This window comes from Actinomycetospora sp. 2LY8.5, from assembly GCF_057180585.1.
The window spans coordinates 381,634-402,149 of record NZ_JBXUHE010000003.1 but is presented as its reverse complement, the minus strand read 5'-3'; the positions used below and the strand labels follow the sequence as shown (position 1 = coordinate 402,149).

The following is a 20,516-nucleotide window of genomic DNA, read 5'->3' as shown; positions in this document are numbered from 1 at the left end:
TTCCTGCATGGGCGTGCGCACCTGGCTGGGCGAGTGGCCGATGCTCCGGCAGGCCACCGGCCCGGACCCGCTCGGCCGCGGCACGTCCGTGGAGTCGCCGCGGACGCAGGCGCTCACGCCGCGCACGCAGGACGCCGACGAGGTCGTCAAGTCGGTGTGCCCCTACTGCGCCGTGGGGTGCGGGCAGAACATCTACGTGCGCGACGGGCGCGTCACCCAGATCGAGGGCGACCCCGACTCCCCCGTCTCCCGCGGGCGGCTGTGCCCGAAGGGGTCGGCGTCGACGTCGCTGGTCACGTCGCCGACGCGCGTGACGACCGTGAAGTACCGGCGGCCGTACGGCACCGAGTGGGAGGACCTCGACCTCGACACGGCGGTCGACATGATCGCCGACCGGGTCCTCGACGCCCGCCGCAAGGGCTGGCAGGACACCGACGACTCCGGGCGCGTCCTGCGGCGCACGCTGGGCTTGTCGAGCCTCGGCGGCGCGACGCTGGACAACGAGGAGAACTACCTCATCAAGAAGCTGTTCATGGCGCTCGGTGCGATCCAGGTGGAGAACCAGGCGCGCATTTGACACAGCGCCACCGTCCCCGGTCTGGGGACCAGCTTCGGCCGCGGAGGGGCCTCGAACTTCCAGCAGGACCTGCAGTTCTCCGACTGCATCGTCATCGAGGGCTCGAACATGGCGGAAGCCCACCCGGTGGGCTTCCAGTGGGTGATGGAGGCCAAGGCCCGCGGCGCCAAGATCATCCACGTCGACCCCCGCTTCACGCGCACCAGCGCGGTCGCCGACCTGCACGTCCCGTTCCGGGCCGGCGCGGACATCGCGTTCCTCGGCGGGCTCATCAACTACGTGCTCACCGAGGGCAGGGACTTCCGCGAGTACGTCACGACGTTCACGAACGCCGCGGAGCTCGTCGGTGAGGACTTCGCCGACGCCGACGTCGAGGGCGTGTTCTCCGGCTACGACGCCGAGACCGGGCGCTACGACCCGATCTCGTGGCAGATGGAGGGCTCCTACGAGGCCCCGGCCGCGGGCATGCGCGACCACTGGGAGCCCGAGCTGCGCGAGGAGCACGCGGCGTTCACGTCGGACACCGCGGGCGGCGCCGGCGACCAGGCCTACGCGCCGTCGGACCCCGAGCGCGACGACACCCTGCAGCACCCGCGCTGCGTCTACCAGGTGCTCAAGCGGCACTACGCGCGCTACACGCCCGAGGCCGTCGCGTCGGTGTGCGGCATGCGCGTCGAGCAGTTCCTCGAGGTCGCCGAGGAGATCACGAACAACTCGGGCCGCGAGCGCACGACGGCGTGGGTGTACTCGGTGGGCTGGACGCACCACACGGTCGGGGCGCAGTACATCCGCGCGGCGTCGATCCTGCAGACGCTGCTGGGCAACATGGGACGCCCCGGCGGCGGCATCCTCGCGCTGCGCGGGCACGCGTCGATCCAGGGCTCGACCGACATCCCGACGCTCTACGACCTGCTGCCGGGCTACATCCCCATGCCCAACGCGCACCTGCACTCCGACCTGCAGAGCTTCCTCGACGCGGACGCGGCCAAGACCGGGTTCTGGGGCCACATGGACGCCTACCTGGTCAGCCTGCTCAAGGCGTGGTGGGGCGACGCGGCGACACCGGAGAACGACTTCGCGTTCGACTACCTGCCGCGCCTGACCGGCAACCACGGCACGTACGGCATCGTGCGCGACCAGATCGACCGCAGGACGTTCGGCTACTTCCTCGTCGGCGAGAACCCGGCGGTCGGGCACGCGAACGGCAAGATGCAGCGCCTCGGCCTGGCGAACCTGGAGTGGCTCGTCGTCCGGGACATGCAGATGATCGAGTCGGCGTCGTTCTGGAAGGACGGCCCCGAGATCGAGACCGGGGAGCTGCGCACCGAGGACATCGCCACCGAGGTCTTCTTCCTGCCGTGCGCGAACCACACCGAGAAGTCGGGCACCTTCACCAACACCCAGCGACTGCTGCAGTGGCGGCGCGAGGCGGTGCACCCGCCGGGTGACGCGCGCTCGGAGCTGCACTTCTACTTCCACCTGGGCACGAGGATCCGCGAGAAGGTGGCCGAGGCCCATCGCCGTGGGACACCCACGCCCGAGCAGATCGAGCGCGACCGCCCGATCCTCGACCTGACGTGGGACTACGACACGTTCGGCGTGCACGCCGAGCCGGACCCGCAGTCGGTGCTGGCCGAGATCAACGGTTTCGACGCCGACGGCAACCACCTGTCGAGCTACACGCAGATGCGCGCCGACGGGTCGACGCGCGCCGGCTGCTGGATCTACACCGGGGTGTACGCCGACGGCGTCAACCAGGCCGACCGCCGCAAGCCCGGCGCCGAGCAGACGTGGGTCGCTCCGGAGTGGGGCTGGGCGTGGCCGGCGAACCGCCGCATCCTCTACAGCCGGGCCTCGGCCGACGCCGAGGGCAGGCCGTGGAGCGAGCGCAAGGCGTACGTCTGGTGGGACGCCGACGCCGGGCGGTGGGTCGGCCACGACGTCCCCGACTTCGAGGCCACGAAGGCGCCGTCGTACCGGCCGCCGGAGGACGCCGTGGCCGAGGACGCGCTGTCGGGCACCGACGCGTTCATCATGCAGGCCAACGGCAAGGCGTGGCTCTACGCGCCGACCGGCCTGGCCGACGGGCCGATGCCCACGCACTACGAGCCCGTCGAGTCGCCGGTGGCCAACCTGCTGCACGACCAGCAGGACAACCCGGCGCGCGAGGACATCGACCGCGCCTGGAACCGCCTGAACCCGGCGCGCTCGGAGACGTACCCCTACGTCTTCCTGACCTACCGCCTCACCGAGCACCACACCGCGGGCGGGATGAGCCGGTTCCTCGGCTACCTCTCCGAGCTCCAGCCGGAGTTCTTCTGCGAGGTCTCCCCCGCCTTGGCCCGGGAGCGCAACCTCGAGCACCTCGGGTACGCCACGCTGATCTCGGCGCGCACCGCGATCGAGGCCCGCGTGCTCGTCACCGAGAGGATGAAGCCGCTGCGGGTCGGGGACCAGGTCGTCCACCAGATCGGGCTGCCCTACCACTGGGGGTCGAACGGACTGTCCGTCGGCGACCCGGCGAACGACCTGCTCGGCGTGGTCATGGACCCGAACGTGCACATCCAGGAGTCCAAGGTGGCGACCTGCGACATCCAGCCCGGACGCCGCCCGCGCGGGCCGGCGCTGCTGGACTTCGTCGCGTCGTACCGCCGCAAGGCCGGCGTGGAGCCAGGAGGCATCACCTGATGACGAACGTGTCGGGGGCGAGCGACGCGACGGGAAAACTGTGGGACGCCTTCTCCGGGGCGACGACGTCGCTGTCCGGGCCCTTGCCCGACCCCACGGCGGACGCCGGGTGGTCCGCCGAGCACCCGAAGCGGGTCGGCTTCTTCACCGACACCTCGGTGTGCATCGGCTGCAAGGCCTGCGAGGTGGCGTGCAAGGAGTGGAACCTGGTGCCCGACGACGGCACCGACGCCTCCGACCTCTACCGCCTGACCGGCATGTCGTACGACAACACCGGCGACCTCGGCGCCTCGACGTGGCGGCACGTCGCGTTCATCGAGGACGTACGACCGCTCGGGTCGGCGACGACGGGGCACCTGCCGTCCGGACTGCCGGCTCTCGGTGGTGCCCCGCCCCGGGACGCCGCGACGGCCCCGCCCAGCCCGGATCCCGCCCACCCGGGCACGGTCGACCTGCTCGCGCTCCTGCCCGACTCCGGCGCCCACGGCCAGCAGACCCCCGACGACGAGCGCGACGTGCGCTGGCTGATGTCGTCGGACGTCTGCAAGCACTGCACGCACGCCGGCTGTCTGGACGTCTGCCCGACCGGGGCGCTCTTCCGCACCGAGTACGGCACGGTCGTCGTGCAGGACGACATCTGCAACGGCTGCGGCTACTGCGTGCCCTCGTGCCCGTACGGCGTGATCGACGTGCGCGAGTCCGACGGCGGCGCCCACAAGTGCACGCTGTGCTACGACCGGCTCGGCGAGGGCCTGGAGCCGGCGTGCGCGAAGGCGTGCCCGACGAACTCCATCCAGTTCGGCGACCTCGACGAGCTCCAGGCGGCGGCCGACGCGCGGCTGGCGGAGCTGCACGGCCGGGGTGTCGAGGAGGCGCGGCTCTACGGGCGCGACCCGGACGACGGCGTCGGCGGCGACGGGGCGTTCTTCCTGCTGCTCGACGAGCCCGAGGTCTACGGCCTGCCGCCGGACCCGATCGTCACCACCCGCGACCTGCCCGAGATGTGGCGCAACGCGGCCCTGACCGCGGTCGGACTGGGCGCGGCGATCGTGGCGGCGTTCGTCACGGGAGGTCGACGGTGACGCGGGAGACGCACCGGAGCGGAGCTCGACCATGACCGATGCGAACCCGGCGGAGATGCCGGAGCGGGCGCGGGTCGACCACGACGCGGTGACGCCACGGCGGGGCGGTCGTGAGCAGCTGCAGGTGCCAGACGCCGAGTTCCGCTCGTACTACGGGCGCCCGATCATCAAGGCGCCGGTGTGGAAGAACCCGGACGTTCCGCTCTACCTGTTCCTCGGCGGGCTGGCGGCCACGTCGGCCGGGCTCGGGGCGCTGGGCGGGGCGACCGGCCGTCCCACCCTGCGGCGCACCGGGCGTCTCGCCGCCGCGGGCGGCGCGCTCGGCGGGACCTTCTTCCTCGTCCACGACCTGCACCGGCCGACGCGGTTCCTGCACATGCTGCGGGTGTTCAAGCCGACGTCACCGCTGTCGGTGGGCACGTGGATCCTCTCGCCGTTCGCGACGTTCGCGGCCGCGACGGCGGCGTCCGAGGTGACGGGGCTGTTCCGCCGCGCGGGCGACGTCTCGGGGGCGGCGTCGGCGGTGATCGGGCCGGCGCTCGGTACCTACACCGCGGTCCTGTTCTCCAACACCGCCGTACCGACCTGGCACGAGGCGCACCGCGAGCTGCCGATCGTGTTCGCCGGCAGCGCGGCGGCCGCCGGCGGCGGGATGGGCCTGCTCGGGGCGTCGGTGCGCGATAACGTGCCCGCCGCGCGGCTCGCCGTGGCGGGCGCGGCGGTGGAGCTCGCGGCGGGCGAGCTCATGGAGCGCAAGCTCGGGCTGCTCGGCGACGTCTACCGGAAGGGCCGGGCGCACACGCTGATGCGGGCGTCGAAGGCGTGCCTCGCGGCCGGGGCCGTCGGGGCACTGGTGGGACGGCGTCGTCGCTGGTCGGCGGCCCTCTCGGGGCTCGCGCTGATGGCGGGCTCGGCGCTGACCCGGTTCGGCGTGTTCGACGCGGGCATCGCGTCGGCGAACGACCCGGCGCACATCGTCGTGCCGCAGCGCGAGCGGATCGCGCAGCGCCAGGCGTCGACCGCGACCGACCCGACCCCGCCGGACCGGACCTTCGCCTGACCCATGTGCGTACTTTCCGGGCCCGTAGCCCCGGAAAGTGCTCACAAGGCGCCGGGGACACGGTCGTGTGACGATCGGTGGCCGTGACAAGCGCGCAGGTCGGGACGCGACGGACCCCGGCCCCGTGGGCGGTGGCGCTGGGGTTCGCCGTGCTCGTCGTCGGCGGGCTGCTGTGGGCGAAGTGGGCCCCCTACTGGGTGAAGGTGCCGTCGGTGGCGGGCTCGCACTCGCTGGGGCCGTCGATCCTCACCGGCGGTGAGCCTGCCCCGCCCGGGGTGTCGCTGGCGGCGGGCCTGCGGTTCGCGGGCACGTACTTCCTCGCGATCTGGCCGGCCCTCGTCGTCGGGCTCGTGCTCGCGGCGGCGGTGCAGGTGGCGCTGCCCCGGGCATGGCTCGCAAGGTCGTTCGGGGGCGCCGGTCTCTCGGGCGGCATCCGGGGCAGCGCGCTGGCGTTGCCGTCGATGATGTGCTCGTGCTGCGCGGCGCCGCTCGCGGTCGGGCTGCGCCGGCGCGCCGCGGGGCTCACCGCGACCCTCGCCTACTGGCTCGGGAACCCGGCGCTGAACCCGGTGGTGCTCGCGTTCTGCGCGTTCGTGCTGCCGTGGCAGTGGACGGTGCTGCGGGCTGCGTCCGGGGTGGCGGTCGTCGTCGCGGCGGTGGCCCTGGGCCGGTGGTGGGCGCGGCGGTCGCCGCCGGGTGCCGGGTTCTCCGAGGTGGCCGTCGAGGACGAGCCGGTGGACGACCGGCCGCTGCTCGTGCGCTTCCTCGCGGCGCTGGGCGGGCTGTCGGTCCGGTTGCTGCCGGAATACCTGCTGCTGGTGGTCGCGCTGGGTGCGTTCCGCGGCGTGCTGTTCCCGGTCGGGGCGTCGTGGCTGACCGGCACCGCGGTCGTGCTGGGTGTCCTGGTGCTGGCCGTCGCGGGGACGTTGCTGCCGATCCCGACCGGCGCCGAGGTGGCCGTCGTCGCCGCGCTGCTCGCCGTCGGGGTGTCCGGCCCGCTCGCGGCCGCCCTCCTGATCACGTTGCCCGCGCTGAGCCTGCCGTCGCTGCTCATGGTCCGGAACGCGTTCCCGCGCCGGCTGCTGGTGTCGGTGACCGGGGTGGTCGTCGGTGTCGGGGTGCTGACGTCGATGGGGGCGTGGGCCGTCGGTCTCTGAGCGCTGTCTTGTCGCGCTGTCTTCCCGTGCAGCCCCGGAGCGCACAATGGCCCGGTGGACGACGACCCGCGGCGGCGCGTGCCGCGCACGGACACGGTGCTGGCCGACGCGCGGCTGGAGCCGGCGCTCGCGACGCTGGGCCGCGCGCGCGTCAAGGAGGTCGTCGTCGCGGCGCAGGGCCGGGCGCGGGCCGGGGAGATCACGCCGGAGGCGGTGGCGGACGAGGTGTTCGCGACCCTGCCGCCGACCGCTGCGTCCCTCCGGTCGGTCGTCAACGCCACCGGGGTGCTGCTCCACACGAACCTGGGTCGCGCGCCGCTCTCGGCGGCGGCCCGTGACGCGCTGGGCGTCGCGGCGGGGACGACGGACGTGGAGCTGGATCTCGTCTCCGGCGAGCGGGGTCGGCGGGGGGCGGGCGCTCTGGAGGCGCTGGCGGCGGCGGTTCCGGACGCCGGGGGCGTGCACGTCGCCAACAACGGGGCGGCGGCGCTGATCCTGGCGGCGACGGCGTTGGCGGGCGGAGACAGTCAGGAGAGCACGCCGACCGGGGAGCGGAGCTGGACCGGTCGGGGCGGCAAGGAGATCGTCATCGCGCGCGGCGAGATGGTCGAGATCGGCGACGGCTTCCGGCTGCCCGACCTGCTCGAGTCGACCGGCGCGCGGCTGCGCGAGGTCGGCACCACCAACCGCGTGCACCGGGCGGACTACGCGGACGCGATCGGGCCCCAGACCGGGATGATCCTCAAGGTCCACCCCTCGAACTTCGTCGTCACCGGGTTCACGTCGACGGTGCCGGTGTCCACGCTGACGGACCTCGGCGTCCCGGTCGTGAGCGACATCGGCTCCGGGCTGCTCGCGCCGCACCCGCTGCTGCCCGACGAGCCCGACGCGACGAGCGAACTGCGCGCCGGGGCGTCGCTGGTCACGGCGTCGGGCGACAAGCTGCTCGGGGGCCCGCAGGCCGGGCTGCTGCTCGGGGACGCCGACCTCGTGCACGGGCTGCGTCGCCACCCCCTGGCGCGGGCGCTGCGCGTCGACAAGCTGACGTTGGCCGCGCTCGAGGCGACACTGCGCGGCCCGGTGCCGCCGGTGCGTGCTCTGCTCGAGGCTCCGGTGGCGTCGTTGCGTGCCCGGGCCGCCGACGTGGCGACGCGGATCGGGCCGCCGGCGGAGGCCGTCGACTGCGTGGCCCAGGTCGGCGGGGGCGGCGCGCCCGGGGTGGAGCTGCCCAGTGCCGGGGTGGCGCTGCCGTCGGCGCTGGCCGCGGCGTTGCGTCTCGAGGCCGACCCCGTGGTGGCGCGCGTCGAGCAGGGCCGGTGCGTCCTGGACCTGCGCTCGGTGCCGCCGGAAGCCGACGCGCAGCTGGTGTCGGCGGTACGGGCGGCGCTGGCGTGAGGGTCGTCGCCACCGCGGGGCACGTCGACCACGGGAAGTCGACGCTGGTCCGCGCGCTGACCGGGATGGAGCCCGACCGCTGGGCCGAGGAGCGCCGGCGGGGCATGACGATCGACCTCGGGTTCGCGTGGACGACGCTGCCCGGGGACGACGAGCCGGTCGCGTTCGTCGACGTCCCCGGGCACGAACGGTTCGTCACGCAGATGCTCGCCGGCGTGGGCCCGGTGCCGGCGACGATGTTCGTGGTCGCGGCCGACTCGGGCTGGATGCCGCAGTCGACCGAGCACCTCGACGCGCTCGACGCGCTCGGGGTGCGCGACGGTCTGCTCGTCGTCACCCGCAGCGACCTCGCCGATCCGGAGCTCGCGCGGGACGAGGCGCTGGAACATCTCGGGGAGTCGTCGCTGGGACGGCTGCCGGCGGTGTGCGTGTCGGGGGCGACGGGCTCCGGTCTCGATTCCCTGCGGACGGCCCTGCTCGAGCTGGTGCGCGGTCTCCCCCGTCCCGACGTGGACGCGGACGTGCGGCTGTGGGTCGACCGCGCGTTCACGGTGCGGGGTGCGGGCACGGTCGTCACCGGCACCCTCGGGGCCGGGACCGTGCGGGTGGGCGACGAGCTGGCGCTCGGCTCGCGGGTCGTGTCCGTGCGCGGGTTGCAGGCGCTGGGCGAGTCGGTGGACCCGGTGCGCGCGGTGGCGAGGGTGGCGCTGAACCTGCGGGGGGTCGGGCTCGACGAGGTGGGGCGCGGGGACGCGCTGACCACGCCGGGCCGATGGCTGCGCAGCGACGTCGTCGACGTCCGGGTGGGGCCGCCGCGGGGTTCGTCGGCGGCGGTGGATCTTCCGCGGCAGGTGATGCTGCACGTCGGGTCGGCGGCGGTGGCGGCGCGGGTGCGGCCGTTGTCGCGCTCGGACGTGCCCGATTCGGACGTCACCCGGACCGTGCGGCTGACCTTGCGCGAACCGTTGCCGCTGCGTCCCGGTGACCACGCGCTGCTGCGCGACCCGGGCGCGCACCGGGTGCTGGGCGGGGTGACGGTGCTCGACGTCCGCCCGCCCGCGCTGCGGCGGCGGGGCGCGGCGCGCGTGCGCGCCGAGGAGCTGTCGGCCACGGACGGGGCCCCGGACGCGCACGGGGAGCTCGCGCGCCGGCGGCTGATGAAGCGCGAGGAGCTGGTGGCGCTGGGCGTCGACGTCCCCGACGACCTCCCCTCGGTGGCGGGGTGGTTGGTGGACCCGTCCTGGTTGTCGACGTCGGCGCCGCGTCTCGTGGAGGCCGTGACCGCGCACGCCGCGGAGCAGCCGCTGGACGCCGGGCTGCCGGCGAAGGCGGCCGCGCAGGCCCTCGGCCTGCCCGAGCCGCGCCTGCTCGACCTCGTGCTCGCCGAGTCCGGGGCCTCGTCGCTGGTGGCCGCCGACGGGCGGATCCGGCCGCGCGAGGCCGGCGGGCTGCCCGACGCCGTGCGCGCGGCGGTGGCGACGGTGCGCTCCGACCTGTCCGACGCGCCGTTCGCAGCCCCCGAGGCGGGTCGGCTCGCGGAGCTGGGCCTGCGGACCCGCGAGCTGGGCGCGGCGGTGAAGGCCGGGGCGCTGCTCAAGGTCGGCGACGGGATCTACCTCGGGCCGGATGCCGTGGAGGTCGCCGTCGCCCGGCTGGCGGACCTGCCCTCGCCGTTCTCGCTCTCCGAGGCGCGCCAGGCGCTGGGCACCACGCGCCGCGTCGCGGTCCCGCTGCTCGAGTACCTCGCGCGCCAGGGCCGCACCCGCCGCGACGACGAGGGCCGGCACGCGCTGCGGTAGTGCGAGCGCTGCGGTAGTGCGAGCGCTGCGGTAGTGCGAGCGCTGCTGCGGTCGTGCGAGCGCTGCTGCGGTAGTGCGAGCGATGCGGCATCGCTGGCGTCTGACGCCAGGATCGCCACAGCCTCGCTCGCGCGACACGCCGACTGAGGTGTCTCAGCGTGGCGGCCACGCTGACGAGTCCAAGACAGCACGCCGAGAGGGTCAGGAAATCCGCCCCGATCACGAGGGTCCCCTCGCTACCGGTGAGCGGGCCAGGATCGGGTGATGGACCTGCGGCGCGACGTCAGGCTGGGCATGCGCCTGGCCGTCGCGCGCGCCGGCGGGTTTGGCGACGGCGCTGGCCGGCGCGACCCCGTCCTGCGTCTGCTCTGCCGGCCCTGGCTCGACGACCCGCGGCCCGTCCAGCGACAGCTGCGCGAGCCGCACCGGCGTCCTCGTCGTCGCCACCCACGCGATGTGCCGCGACCTCGTCCGCGACCGCCACCTCAGTGCGGACCCGCAGCGGCGGCTCGCTCGGCGGCGCTGTCGAGGGCGAGCGGGACCGCTGCTCGAGCCCGTCGACCTGTCCTTCCTCGGGATGGACTCGCCCGAGCACACGCGCCTGCGGCGCCTCGTACCAAGCTACTTCGCCCCGGCCCGCGTCATCGGCTACGAGCGCTGGTCGTCGCGCTCTCGGAACGGCTGGCCGACGACGCTGCCCGGCGGGGGCGGTTCGACGTCGTCGCCGACGTCGCCAGTCGCCGTCATCGCCGTCATCCTCGGGGGGCCGGACGCCGACGCGGGGGCGTTCGCCCAGTGGGGCCGCGCCGTGGCCGCCGGTCTCGGCGGGGTGCGCTCCCTGCGCGCACTGCACGGACTCGAGGTCGCGATCGGCGAGCTCCGGACGCTGCTCGGCGACCATCTGGAGAAGCGCCGCCACGACCCGGCCGACGACCTCGTCAGCCACCTCGTCGCCGAGGACGCCGACGCGCAGGAGACGATCAGCCTCGCGGCTCTGCTGCTGCTCGCCGGGTTCGAGACGCCGAGCACACTGCTGCCCAACGCCGTCGCCGCGTTGACCGACGCGCGCGACCCGTGGGCACACCTGTCCGCCGATCCGGGCCGCACCGCCGACGCCGTCGAGGAGAGCCTGCGGTTCGACGCACCGATCCAGTTCACCGCGCGGACGCCGCACGAGACGCTGCGCCTCGGTGACCGCGCCGTCGCGCCGGACACGGTCGTCATGGCCATGCTGGGTGCCGCCGGCCGCGACCCGGCCGTGCACGCCGACCCCGACGTCGTCGACCTCGACCGCCCGACGCGCGGCGAACACCTGGCGTTCTCCGGCGGCATCCACTACTGCCTCGGCGCGCCGCTGGCCCGGCTCGAGGGGCGGATGGCACCGGCGGCGCTCGCGGAGCGGATGCCGACGCTGCACCGGGAGGACGGCGCGGTGCGCCGGCGCTCGCTGCTGCTGAGCTACCAGCGGCTACCGGTCGCCGTGTGAGGGTGCCTCGGCGTGTCGCGCCGGCGAGCATGTGGCGATCCTGGCGTCAGACGCCAGCAACGCCGCATCGCTCGAAACAGCCGCCTACGCAGTCGGCGGGTCCGAGAGGTCGGCGCGCAGGGTCGCGAGGGTCCGGGTGAGCAGGCGCGAGACGTGCATCTGCGACACACCGACGCGTTCGGCGATCTGGGTCTGCGTCATGCCGCCGAAGAACCGGAGCATGACGATCGTGCGCTCGCGTTCCGGGAGCTTGCGCAGGGCGGGCTGCACGGTCTCCCGGTGCTCGACCTGCTCCAGTTCCGCGTCCGCGGAGCCCAGGACGTCGGCGAGGCGCCCGCTCGACGGGTCGTCGACGAGCATGTCGTCCAGCGAGCTCGACCGGTACGCGTTCGCGGCCTCGAGAGCCTCGAGCACCTCCTCGCGGCTGCGCTGGAGGTGCTCGGCGAGCTCGCCGGCGGTGGGCGCGCGGTTGAGCTCCTGCGAGAGCAGCGGCATCGCCGACCCGATGGCCAGGCGCAGGTCCTTGAGCCGCCGGGGCACGCGCGTCGACCAGGCCTTGTCCCGGAAGTAGCGCCGCACCTCGCCGGTGATCGTCGGGACCGCGTAGGACAGGAAGTCCGAGCCCCGCTCCGGCGAGAACCGGTCGACGGCGTGGATGAGCCCGACGGTCGCGACCTGCTCGAGGTCCTCCTGCGGCTCGCCCCGCTGGGCGAACCGGCGCGCGATGTGCCGCGCGAGCGGCAGGTAGCCCTCCACGAGACGGTCGCGCAGGACCTCGCGGCGCGGGTCGTCGGTGGCCAGCCCGGCGTGCTCGGTGAGCATCGGGACGAGGTGATCGTACGAGTCCTCGTTGCGGGACCGCCGCGACGACGACTCGTCCGGCGACACGTCCTGCGGCATGTCCTGCGATGTGCCCTGCGACGTCTCCTCGGCGGCGTCCGACAGCGCGCGCGCCGGCTCGCTCACGGGTCGAGCCGTTGCTTGCGCAGGTGGATGCCGAGCCAGTCCGGGTCGGCGTCGAGCACCTGCGCGTCGTCGGTGAGCGTGGTGAGCACCCGCCACCCGAAGGTGTCCTGGCGCAGGGCGGCCTCGCCCGTCACCGGGACGCGGCAGATGACGTCGATGCGGCCCTCGGAGACCGCGAAACCGCAGCGCAGCTGGCCACCCTCGCGGGCGAGCGGGACCAGGGCCGAGCAGGCCTCGTCGACCGCCATCCGCAGGTCGGACACGGCGTCGAGGTCGAAGTCGGCCCGCGCGGCGAGATCGGCCGCCACAGCACGCACCGACGGGATCAGCGCGGGATCGGCGTGCACACGGACCTCGACCGGGGTCGGGGTCTCGGCGAGCCCGTGCGGTCCGGCGCCCGGATCGGTGGCGGTGGACGAACGATCACGCTGCTGCGGTTCCGGCGTCTGCACGGCTGCTGATCTCCGTTTCGCGGCAGGTGAGGAGGACGGTGGTACGACCACCGTATCGGCGCAGGCGACGCGGACGGCAGGGCCCCGCGCCGGTCATCCGGCCAGGGCGGCCTCGACCGACGGGTAGAGCGCGAACAGGTCGGTGAGGCCCGTGGCCTGCAGCGGTCGGCTCACCGGCCGCGAGTTCGCCACGAGGCGCAGCGCCACGTCGCGGTTGCGGGACTCGTCGAGCGCCTCGACGAGCAGCGCGAGGCCGCTCGAGCCGAGGAACTCGACCGAGAGCATGTCGAGAACGAGCACCGTGGGCTTGCCCTGGAGCTCCTCGTTCACCTTGGCGCGCAGCGCCGGCGTCGTCAGCATGTCGATCTCGCCGGCCAGCCGGATCACCGACGCGCCGTCCGATCGCTGGACGTCGACGCCGAGCGGGTCCTCCGCGGTGAGGTCGTCATCGGTGGCCACGGCGTCTGGTCCCCCTCCGGTCAGGTCGGGCGTGCGCTCGAGTGTGTCGCGAGCAGTCCCTGTCAGTCCCCCGGCAACGTACTTGCCGTCCCGCCGAGCCTACTCGTCACCCCCCGTGGGCACCTGTTCACGGCGCGGGCGGCACGTCACAGTCGTGCGCAGGCCGAAGACCCCTCGATCGAGCGTCGGACTGGGCCGTTCAGGGGCGTTTGCCGTCTCGGTCGGGAGGGGATACCGCCGTCGTCACTCCGATTCCGGGGAAACCAACTCCCCCGGTCGGACGCCCCGACTGGGAGGACCGCCATGGCCGACATCCGACTCCTGCCCGGCCCCATCATCGACGAGTGGGACTGGCAGCTCCACGGGTCGTGCCGCGGGATGGACTCGAGCTTCTTCTTCCACCCCGACGGCGAGCGCGGACCCCGTCGTGAGCACCGGGCGGCGGAGGCCAAGAAGGTGTGCGCCTCCTGCCCGGTCATCGAGCCGTGCCGGCGCCACGCCCTGGCGACGCGCGAACCCTACGGCGTCTGGGGCGGACTGACCGAGGACGAGCGGCGGGTGGCGCTGCGCACCGGCGGCCGCGCCACCGGCACGGTCGTCTACGAGGCGCGCTGACGATCTAGAGGTACTGACCGCTCCCGTCACCGCTCGGCGCGGGCCGCCCCCGCCCCTGCCGCATCTGCTCGAGCTGCCCTCGCGCGGCCATCTGCTGCGCGAGCACGGCGCTCTGGATGCCGTGGAACAGCCCCTCGAGCCACCCCAGCAGCTGCGCCTGCGCGATCCGCAGCTCGGCCTGCGACGGCGTCGCGTCGGAGGAGAACGGCAGCGTGATGCGCCGCAGCTCCTCGCGCAGTTCCGGCGCGAGCCCCTGCTCCAGCTCCCGGATCGACCGCTCGTGGATGTCCGCGAGCCGCGAGCGCCCGGCCTCGTCCAGCGGCGCCGCCCGAACCTCCTCGACGAGTTTGCCGACCATCCCCGCGACCCGCATGACCGCGCCCGGCGAGGCCACCAGGTCACCGGTCCCGGCGCCCTCCCCCGCCCCTGACGCCGCCGCGGCGGCCAGTGCGGACGAGGGCCGTTCGTCCTGATCGCTCATGGCTCCATCATGGCGCCCCGGCGACCGCCCGGCGCGTCCGGCGATCCGACCGACGAAGCGCGCATGGGGGCACCGGGGCGGGGGTAAACACCGGCCCGAGGTGAGTCGTGGACACAAGGATCGAGCTGCCCCTCGAGAACACGGGGGGCGGCGGGACCGGCACGTCGCCGGAGGCTGCGCAGACATCGGAGCGGGCCCTCGGCCCGCCGGTCGTCGTCACGCTGAGCGGACCACTGTCCGTGACGAACGCCCACCCTCTCGTGGAGCGGCTCACCGGTCTGCTGCGTGAGCACGGCGCCGTGGTCGCCGACGTGTCCGGCATCGAGCTCACCCATTCCGGCGCGGTCCACGCGTTCACCGAGGCGGCGTCGCGCGCCGGCGAGTGGCCCGAGGTCCGGCTCGCCGTGGCCGCGCCCGACCTGACGACGGCCGCGGTGCTCGTGAGCTCCCGGGTCGCCGAGCGGGTCCCGGTGCACCCCGACGTCCCCACCGCGCTGTCGCACCTCGACGAGCGCCCGGAGCTGGTGCGCGGATGGTGGCGCTTCGGCATCGACCCGCGCGCCCCCGGTGACGCCCGGCTGCACGTCCGCCGCGTCTGCGGGCGCTGGGCCGTGGACGAGGACACCCGGGAGGCCGCCGAGATCGTCGTCACCGAGCTCGTCACCAACGCGGTCGAGCACGCGGTGAGCGCCTCGGTGGTCGAGATCGAGCGCCGGGCGCACTCGCTGCGCCTGACCGTGCGCGACTTCGACCTCGCACCCCTGCCCGAGGCCCGCCTGCCCGAGCCGACGTCACCGCGCGGCCGAGGCCTCGCGATGGTCGCCGCCGTCGCGACCCGCTGGGGGGTCGACACCCACCGCGACGGCAAGACCGTCTGGGCGGAGATGACGACGGTCTGAGGCGCTACGCCGGGCGGACAGGTCCGTCGCCCGCTGCTCGAGCAGCGCCAGCACGGCGCGCTCGCCGTGTCGGCGCATCGCGTGGCCGGCGGTCCGGGAGAAACACCTGCTCGCCCCGGTGTGATCGTCACGTTTCGCGGGGGGCGGCGCGACCGATCCCGACGGTGACGACCTCCACGAAAGGTGACCGTGCTCCGCGAACCCAGCACTTCTCCCCTGGCCCCGCCGGCCGCCGTCCCCGCGTCCCCGACCACCCCCGAGGAGCGTCCGGCGGTGCCGTCGGATCTGCGCACGCTCGCGCGCCGTGCCCGCCGCGACACCGTCGCCGCGCGGGAGCTCGCCGCCACGCTGCTCGTCCGCGGCTGGAGTGCCCGACGCGCGGCCGCCCTGACCGGGCTGGCCGTGAGCTCGGTGGCCGCCCTCGCCGGGGTCCGCCGTCCCGGGACGGCCGCGCGCTCGGTCGCCGACGACGTCGCGGCCCGCGCCCGGCGGCGCGCGGAGGGCACCGAGGAGCTTCCGCCCGCGCCGCGCCGCCCGTCGGCCTGACATCCTGCGCGTCCCTCCCCCTGTCCTTCGAGACCGTCCCAGGAGACGCCGGTGATCGAGTCCGAGCTCGCCGAGCTCGCCACCGCCCACGGCGTCGCGGTGCGCTACCGCGACAGCAGCGAGCAGGAGGTCGAGGTCGACCGCGGCGTCGTCCTCGACGTCCTGACCGCCCTGGGCGTGGACGCGACCACCCCGGAGGCGCTGGCGGCGGCGGTGGAGGCGGTGCGGGCGGTCGATCCGGAGACGCTGCCGGCCACGGTCGTCGTGGACGTGGGTTCCGTTCGTCCGCTGCCCGCCCCGGGGGTGGTGACCCTCGAGGACGGCACCGAGCGCTCCGTCTCGGAGGTGCCGGGCGACCTGCCCGTCGGCTACCACCGGCTGGCGTGCCGCGGCCAGGACGTCGCGCTGGTCGTCGCGCCGCCGCGGCTGGAGGCGCCGCCGCCCACGTGGGGCTGGACGGCGCAGCTCTACGCGGTGCGGTCCGACGAGTCGTGGGGGTGCGGGGACTACGGGGACCTGGGGGCGCTGCTGTCCGGGAGCGCCGCGCAGGGTGCGGGGGCGTTGCTGGTCAACCCGCTGCACGCGCTCGCGCTGGCGCCGGAGGTCGAGCCGTCGCCGTACTCGCCGTCGAGCAGGCGGTTCCTGCATCCGTTGTATGTGCGGGTGTCGTCCCTGGCGGCGTACGCGGCGGCCCCCGAGGCGGTCCGGGCGGCGGTGGACTCCTTGCGGCCGCCCGAGGGCGACCTCGTCGACCACGACGCGGTGTGGGCGGCGAAGCGCGCGGCGCTGGAGCTGCTGCGGCCGTACGACGCCGCCGCACCGACCGACGTGGACGCGCTCGAGCCGGAACTGCGCGACGTCGCGACCTGGTACGCGCTGGCGGAACGGCACGGGAGCGATCTGCGGTCGTGGCCGGCCGGGTTGGGGCACGTGGGGGACTCCTCGGTGGTGTCGGCGCGCCGGGAGCTGGCCGACCGGGTGCTCTTCCACGCGTGGTGCCTCCAGCTGGCCGACGCGCAGCTGGCGGACGCGCACGCGCAGGCCTCCGGGATGGCGGTGGGGCTCATCGCCGACCTGGCCGTCGGGTGCTCGGCGGGCGGTGCGGACGCGTGGACGCTCGCGGACGCGCTGGCGCCGGGGGTGTCGGTCGGCGCGCCGCCCGACGACTTCAACCAGCAGGGCCAGGACTGGGCGCTGCCGCCGTGGCGCCCGGACGCGCTCGCGGCGTCGGGGTACGCGCCGCTGCGCTCGATGATCCGCGGGGTGCTGCGCCACGCCGACGGGCTGCGCGTCGACCACGTCGCGGGGCTGTGGCGGCTGTGGTGGATCCCGCCGGGGCGCGGGGCGCGCGAGGGCGCGTACGTGCACTACGACGCGCGGGCGATGCTGGCGGTCGTGGCGATCGAGGCGTCGCGGGCCGGTGCGGTCGTGGTCGGCGAGGACCTGGGGACGGTGGAGCGGTCGGTCACCGAGGGGCTCGCGGAGCACGGGATGCTCGGGTGCGCGGTGCTCTGGTTCCAGCGGGACGCCGACGGGGCGTTGCTGCCGCCGCGGCGCTGGCACCCGGAGACGTTGGCGAGCGTCTCGACCCACGATCTGCCGACGGCGGCGGGGTTCCTCGCCGACGAGCACGTGCGCGCGCGGGCCGAGGCCGGGGTGCTGACCGATGTCGACGCCGCGTACGCCGATGCCGAGCGGGACCGCGCCGAGCTGCTGCACCTCCTGCGCGCCGAGGGCTTCGAGGACACCGACGACGTGGTGCTCGCCATGCATCGACTCCTGGCGACCGCCCGCTCGCGCATCGTGCTCGCGGCGTTCACCGACGTGCTGGGCGACGTGCGGCAGCCGAACCTGCCCGGAACGATCGAGGCCTACCCGAACTGGCGCATCCCCCTCTCCCGCCCCCTCGACGCCCTCCTCACCGACCCTCGCGTCCTCGCGGTCGCCTCGGCGCTCCGCGACCGGCCGCGGTGAGCGACGTTCCCGGCGATCGCCGCGAACGTCGCTCACGAAGGGCGTCGACGGCGGAGATGCCGCGGTCGGGGAGGGCGGTCGGCGACTCCTGGTGGTACGCGCCGGGCGGGAGGATGCCCGCCGCGCCCGACCGCGCCATGACCTGCTGCTGCGAGTACACGTCCTCGCCGTGCGCGTCCTCGGGCACGTCACGCCAGAACTCGAACCCGCCGGCCTCGACCAGCCGGGCCCGGTCGAACAGCACGCACCCCGCGACCCAAGCCACCTTGTAGGGCACGTAGCGCTCGGGCGGCGGCGTCGGGGCCCCCGGCCCGTCGAGACCCACCGACTCCGCGAGGTGCAGCCCGTTCGCCGCGTTGTGCAGGCGCCAGCGGTCCCAGCCGGGCCCGTCCTTGACCAACGTCTCGGGTCCCACCGGCCCGGACCACGGGACGAACGACTCCACCTCGGCGGGCCGCCGGTCGTCGGCGTGCCCGAGCGCCTGCATCGCCGCGCCGACCATCCCGCACCCCAGCTCGCCCAGCGCCCGGTGCAGGCGCGCGAGCGCGCCGGGCTCGAGCCACACGTCGTCGTCGAGGTAGAGCACCGCCGGCGCCGTCGCGCACGACAGCAGGAACGCGCGCTGCTCGGCCATCCCCCGCGGCGGCAGGTGCCGGTGCAGCGCCACCTCGACGCCGCGGCGGCGCAGCCACCGGATCACCGTCCACGCCGACGGCGTCTCCCACGAGGCGTCGCCGTCGGACTGGTCGGAGATCGTCAGCGAGAAGTCCACCCCGGTCTGCGCGGCGAGCCCGGCGAGCGTCGTCGCCAGCTCGACCGGCCGGCTCCGGGTGGGCACGAGCACGTCGATCACGAGGGACCACCCCGGATCCGCTCGACGATCGCGCTCGTCGACCGGTCGGGCAGGTAGTCGAGGATGACCACGCGTCCGCCGTACGCGCCGACCGTCGCCGACTCGCGCAGCATCTCGGGCGTGTAGTCGCCGCCCTTCGCGTACACGTCGGGCGCCAGCAGCTCGAGCAGCTCGGCGGGGGTGTCGTCGTCGAACACCGTGACGTGGTCGACGCAGCTCAGCGCGCCGATCACCGCCGCCCGGTCGGCGAGCGAGTTCACCGGTCGCGACGGGCCCTTGAGCCGGGCCACCGAGTCGTCGGAGTTCAGCGCCACGATCAGCACATCGCCGAGGCGCTTGGCCTGGTTCAGCGAGGCGACGTGCCCGCGGTGCACGACGTCGAAGCAGCCGTTGGTGAACACCACCCGCCGGCCCGCGACGCGCTGCTCGTCGACGATCGCGGCCAACGAGGCCGCGTCGAGCAGCGGGCCCTCCGCCGCCGCGACCCGCTCGGCGAGCTCGCCGGTGCCGCACACCGAGGTCCCGGGCCGGCCCACCACGACGTCCGCGGCGGCCTGCGCCAGCTCGGCGGCGGTGGCGGCCGGGGTACCCGCGGCCAGCGCGAGCACCAGCGCGGCCGTGAACGTGTCGCCCGCGCCGCAGGTGTTGGCCTCCGACGCCGGGCGCGCGAACGTCCGGTGCGCCGGGGCAGGGCGATCACCGACATCGGGCAGCAGCAGCGCCCCGTCCCGGTCCAGGGTGACGACGACGGCGCCGGCCCCGGACCGTTCCCGCAGCTCGGCGCCCGCGGCCTCGGCGGCGGCCACCCGGTCGGGCCCGCCGAGGTCGCGGCCCAGCATGGTCGCCGCCTCCCCCGCGTTCGGGGTGACGACGTCGGGGCGCGCCGGCGCCCAGCGCGCGGGGTCGTGGGCGTCGACGACGAGCCGGAAGGTCCGCTCCCCCGGGCGTCCCAGGAGGTCGACGACACCGTCGAGCGCGCCGCCGTCGTAGTCGCAGACCACGACCGCGTCGGCCCCGTCGACGGCCCGGCGCAGCGCCGCGTGCAGCGCGTCGCGGGTCTCACGACCCAGCGGCGCGCGCGACGACGTGTCGAAGCGCGCGACCAGCGCGTCGTCCGCGAGCACCCGGCGCTTGGCCGCGGTCGGTCGGGTCGGGTCGGTGACCACGCCGTCGGTGTCGACGCCGTGGGCCGCGAGCAGCTCGCGCACGGTGGCGGCGTCGGCGTCGTCACCCAGGACCGACACCAGCTCGGTCCGCGCCCCGAGCGCGGCGAGGTTGGCGGCGGTGTTGGCGGCGGCGCCCGGCGAGCCGCGGGTGTGGTCCACCTCCACGACCGGCACGGGCGCCTCGCGCGAGAGCCGCCGCGACGGGCCGGTCAGCCACTGGTCGAGCACGGTGTCGCCGAGCACGACCACGCGCGGGGCCGCGGCGGCCAGCCGGGCGGGGAGATCCGCGGCGAGCGGGGCGGCGTCGAGCGGCGCGGCCGAAGGACGCTCGACCTCGGGCGCGGCCATCAACCGTCCGCCCTTCCGGGGGAACCCGCACGGGTGCGATCGGCGGCACGCGTTCCCGCCGCACGGCGCTGCAGCAGCGACCTCGGTACTGTCGCTCCCCGCCCCGTCACCGACGGGGTGACCCGTGCTTCCCGGGAGTGCCGATGGCCGACGAGCAGCTCACGCCCGACTCCGCCGACGTCTCGGCGAGCCTGGTCAGTCCGGAGATCGCGGTGGTGCGCCCGGTCGGCGACGTCGACACGGCCACCGCGACGCCCCTGCGCGTGGCGATCCAGGAGCAGGTCACGGCGGGTGCGCGGCACGTGGTGCTGGACCTCTCGGGCGTCGAGTTCATGGGCTCGGCGGGGCTGGCGCTGCTGATCGCCGAGCGCGAGGCCGCGATCGCTCGCGAGGGTGAGCTGCGTCTGGCCGGCGTGCCGCGCACCGCGGGCCGGGCGCTGAGCCTCACCGGGCTCACCGAGCTGTTCGACACCTATCCGGACGCGGACGCGGCGGCGGCCGGCCTGCGCTGAC

Annotated in this window: 19 protein-coding genes; 12 read left to right on the top strand and 7 right to left on the bottom strand. The window is 75.0% G+C overall.

The genetic code is table 11. The annotated features are described in order from the left end of the window. Positions 1–7: 7 nt before the first annotated feature. From fdh to selB, 6 genes are all read left to right on the top strand, one after another. Entirely contained in the window at positions 8–3,265 is a 3,258-nt protein-coding gene (gene fdh / locus AC2A1K_RS06300; RefSeq protein ID WP_483895457.1) for a formate dehydrogenase, read from the top strand. Beyond that, a complete protein-coding gene (locus AC2A1K_RS06295) occupies positions 3,265–4,347 on the top strand; it encodes a 4Fe-4S dicluster domain-containing protein (RefSeq protein ID WP_483895456.1) in 1,083 nt (360 codons plus the stop codon). The genes fdh and AC2A1K_RS06295 overlap by 1 nt, the downstream gene beginning before the upstream one ends. Positions 4,348–4,378: 31 nt before the next feature. Next, on the top strand, positions 4,379–5,407 hold the full coding sequence (nrfD, locus tag AC2A1K_RS06290; RefSeq protein WP_483895455.1) for an NrfD/PsrC family molybdoenzyme membrane anchor subunit: 1,029 nt from the start codon (positions 4,379–4,381) through the stop codon (positions 5,405–5,407). A gap of 83 nt (positions 5,408–5,490) precedes the next feature. Then, positions 5,491–6,564: a permease gene (locus AC2A1K_RS06285; RefSeq protein WP_483895454.1), complete on the top strand. Its 1,074-nt coding sequence runs from the start codon at positions 5,491–5,493 to the stop codon at positions 6,562–6,564. A gap of 54 nt (positions 6,565–6,618) precedes the next feature. Continuing rightward, positions 6,619–7,959 (top strand): L-seryl-tRNA(Sec) selenium transferase, encoded by a 1,341-nt coding sequence (gene selA, locus AC2A1K_RS06280; RefSeq protein WP_483895453.1) that lies wholly within the window; start codon positions 6,619–6,621, stop codon positions 7,957–7,959. Then, positions 7,956–9,758, top strand: coding sequence for a selenocysteine-specific translation elongation factor (selB, locus tag AC2A1K_RS06275; protein WP_483895452.1), 1,803 nt, complete (start codon positions 7,956–7,958; stop codon positions 9,756–9,758). The genes selA and selB overlap by 4 nt, the downstream gene beginning before the upstream one ends. 219 nt (positions 9,759–9,977) lie before the next feature. On the opposite strand, the gene AC2A1K_RS06270 is transcribed toward selB, so the two are convergent. Beyond that, entirely contained in the window at positions 9,978–10,184 is a 207-nt protein-coding gene (locus tag AC2A1K_RS06270; RefSeq protein WP_483895451.1) for a hypothetical protein, read from the bottom strand. Between the two features lie 151 nt (positions 10,185–10,335). Here AC2A1K_RS06270 and AC2A1K_RS06265 point away from each other — a divergent pair, with 151 nt between their 5' ends. After that, complete coding sequence (locus tag AC2A1K_RS06265; protein ID WP_483895450.1) at positions 10,336–11,244, top strand: cytochrome P450; 909 nt, start codon at positions 10,336–10,338, stop codon at positions 11,242–11,244. 84 nt (positions 11,245–11,328) lie between these two features. On the opposite strand, the gene AC2A1K_RS06260 is transcribed toward AC2A1K_RS06265, so the two are convergent. The 3 genes from AC2A1K_RS06260 to AC2A1K_RS06250 form a co-directional block, all read right to left on the bottom strand. Beyond that, positions 11,329–12,144, bottom strand: a complete 816-nt coding sequence (locus AC2A1K_RS06260) for an RNA polymerase sigma factor SigF (RefSeq protein ID WP_483895488.1) — start codon at positions 12,142–12,144, stop codon at positions 11,329–11,331. Between the two features lie 62 nt (positions 12,145–12,206). Further along, the gene (locus AC2A1K_RS06255) at positions 12,207–12,662 is read right to left on the bottom strand and encodes an ATP-binding protein (RefSeq protein WP_483895449.1); all 456 of its coding nucleotides are present in this window, start codon (positions 12,660–12,662) and stop codon (positions 12,207–12,209) included. 93 nt (positions 12,663–12,755) lie between these two features. Then, a complete protein-coding gene (locus tag AC2A1K_RS06250) occupies positions 12,756–13,121 on the bottom strand; it encodes an anti-sigma factor antagonist (protein WP_483895448.1) in 366 nt (121 codons plus the stop codon). A 303-nt stretch (positions 13,122–13,424) separates the two neighbouring features. On the opposite strand from AC2A1K_RS06250, the gene AC2A1K_RS06245 reads away from it, so the two are divergent. After that, entirely contained in the window at positions 13,425–13,736 is a 312-nt protein-coding gene (locus AC2A1K_RS06245; protein WP_483895447.1) for a WhiB family transcriptional regulator, read from the top strand. Positions 13,737–13,740: 4 nt separating this feature from the next. Here AC2A1K_RS06245 and AC2A1K_RS06240 read toward each other — a convergent pair whose 3' ends face one another. Beyond that, complete coding sequence (locus tag AC2A1K_RS06240) at positions 13,741–14,217, bottom strand: bacterial proteasome activator family protein (protein WP_483895446.1); 477 nt, start codon at positions 14,215–14,217, stop codon at positions 13,741–13,743. Between the two features lie 107 nt (positions 14,218–14,324). Between AC2A1K_RS06240 and AC2A1K_RS06235 the strand changes: the two genes are divergently transcribed. The 3 genes from AC2A1K_RS06235 to AC2A1K_RS06225 all read left to right on the top strand — a co-directional run bounded on the left by AC2A1K_RS06235 (position 14,325) and on the right by AC2A1K_RS06225 (position 17,636). Beyond that, a complete protein-coding gene (locus AC2A1K_RS06235) occupies positions 14,325–15,116 on the top strand; it encodes an ATP-binding protein (protein ID WP_483895445.1) in 792 nt (263 codons plus the stop codon). Between the two features lie 189 nt (positions 15,117–15,305). Continuing rightward, positions 15,306–15,662: a hypothetical protein gene (locus tag AC2A1K_RS06230; protein ID WP_483895444.1), complete on the top strand. Its 357-nt coding sequence runs from the start codon at positions 15,306–15,308 to the stop codon at positions 15,660–15,662. Positions 15,663–15,713: 51 nt separating this feature from the next. Further along, a complete protein-coding gene (locus AC2A1K_RS06225; protein ID WP_483895443.1) occupies positions 15,714–17,636 on the top strand; it encodes a 4-alpha-glucanotransferase in 1,923 nt (640 codons plus the stop codon). Here the strand turns inward: AC2A1K_RS06225 and AC2A1K_RS06220 are convergent. Both AC2A1K_RS06220 and rfaE2 read right to left on the bottom strand, forming a co-directional pair. After that, on the bottom strand, positions 17,581–18,489 hold the full coding sequence (locus AC2A1K_RS06220; RefSeq protein WP_483895442.1) for a glycosyltransferase family 2 protein: 909 nt from the start codon (positions 18,487–18,489) through the stop codon (positions 17,581–17,583). The two genes, AC2A1K_RS06225 and AC2A1K_RS06220, sit on opposite strands and share 56 nt — an antisense overlap. Further along, on the bottom strand, positions 18,486–20,003 hold the full coding sequence (gene rfaE2 / locus AC2A1K_RS06215; protein WP_483895441.1) for a D-glycero-beta-D-manno-heptose 1-phosphate adenylyltransferase: 1,518 nt from the start codon (positions 20,001–20,003) through the stop codon (positions 18,486–18,488). The genes AC2A1K_RS06220 and rfaE2 overlap by 4 nt, the downstream gene beginning before the upstream one ends. 143 nt (positions 20,004–20,146) lie before the next feature. Between rfaE2 and AC2A1K_RS06210 the strand changes: the two genes are divergently transcribed. Beyond that, the gene (locus tag AC2A1K_RS06210) at positions 20,147–20,515 is read left to right on the top strand and encodes an STAS domain-containing protein (protein ID WP_483895440.1); all 369 of its coding nucleotides are present in this window, start codon (positions 20,147–20,149) and stop codon (positions 20,513–20,515) included. Position 20,516 lies beyond the last annotated feature (1 nt).

Coding starts and splice junctions, on each gene's coding strand:
- AC2A1K_RS06295 (WP_483895456.1), top strand. CDS start 3,265: ATGACGAACGTGTCGGGGGCGAGCGACGCGACGGGAAAACTGTGGGAC.
- nrfD (WP_483895455.1), top strand. CDS start 4,379: ATGACCGATGCGAACCCGGCGGAGATGCCGGAGCGGGCGCGGGTCGAC.
- AC2A1K_RS06265 (WP_483895450.1), top strand. CDS start 10,336: ATGGACTCGCCCGAGCACACGCGCCTGCGGCGCCTCGTACCAAGCTAC.
- AC2A1K_RS06260 (WP_483895488.1), bottom strand. CDS start 12,144: ATGCCGCAGGACGTGTCGCCGGACGAGTCGTCGTCGCGGCGGTCCCGC.
- AC2A1K_RS06245 (WP_483895447.1), top strand. CDS start 13,425: ATGGCCGACATCCGACTCCTGCCCGGCCCCATCATCGACGAGTGGGAC.
- AC2A1K_RS06240 (WP_483895446.1), bottom strand. CDS start 14,217: ATGAGCGATCAGGACGAACGGCCCTCGTCCGCACTGGCCGCCGCGGCG.
- rfaE2 (WP_483895441.1), bottom strand. CDS start 20,003: ATGGCCGCGCCCGAGGTCGAGCGTCCTTCGGCCGCGCCGCTCGACGCC.
- AC2A1K_RS06210 (WP_483895440.1), top strand. CDS start 20,147: ATGGCCGACGAGCAGCTCACGCCCGACTCCGCCGACGTCTCGGCGAGC.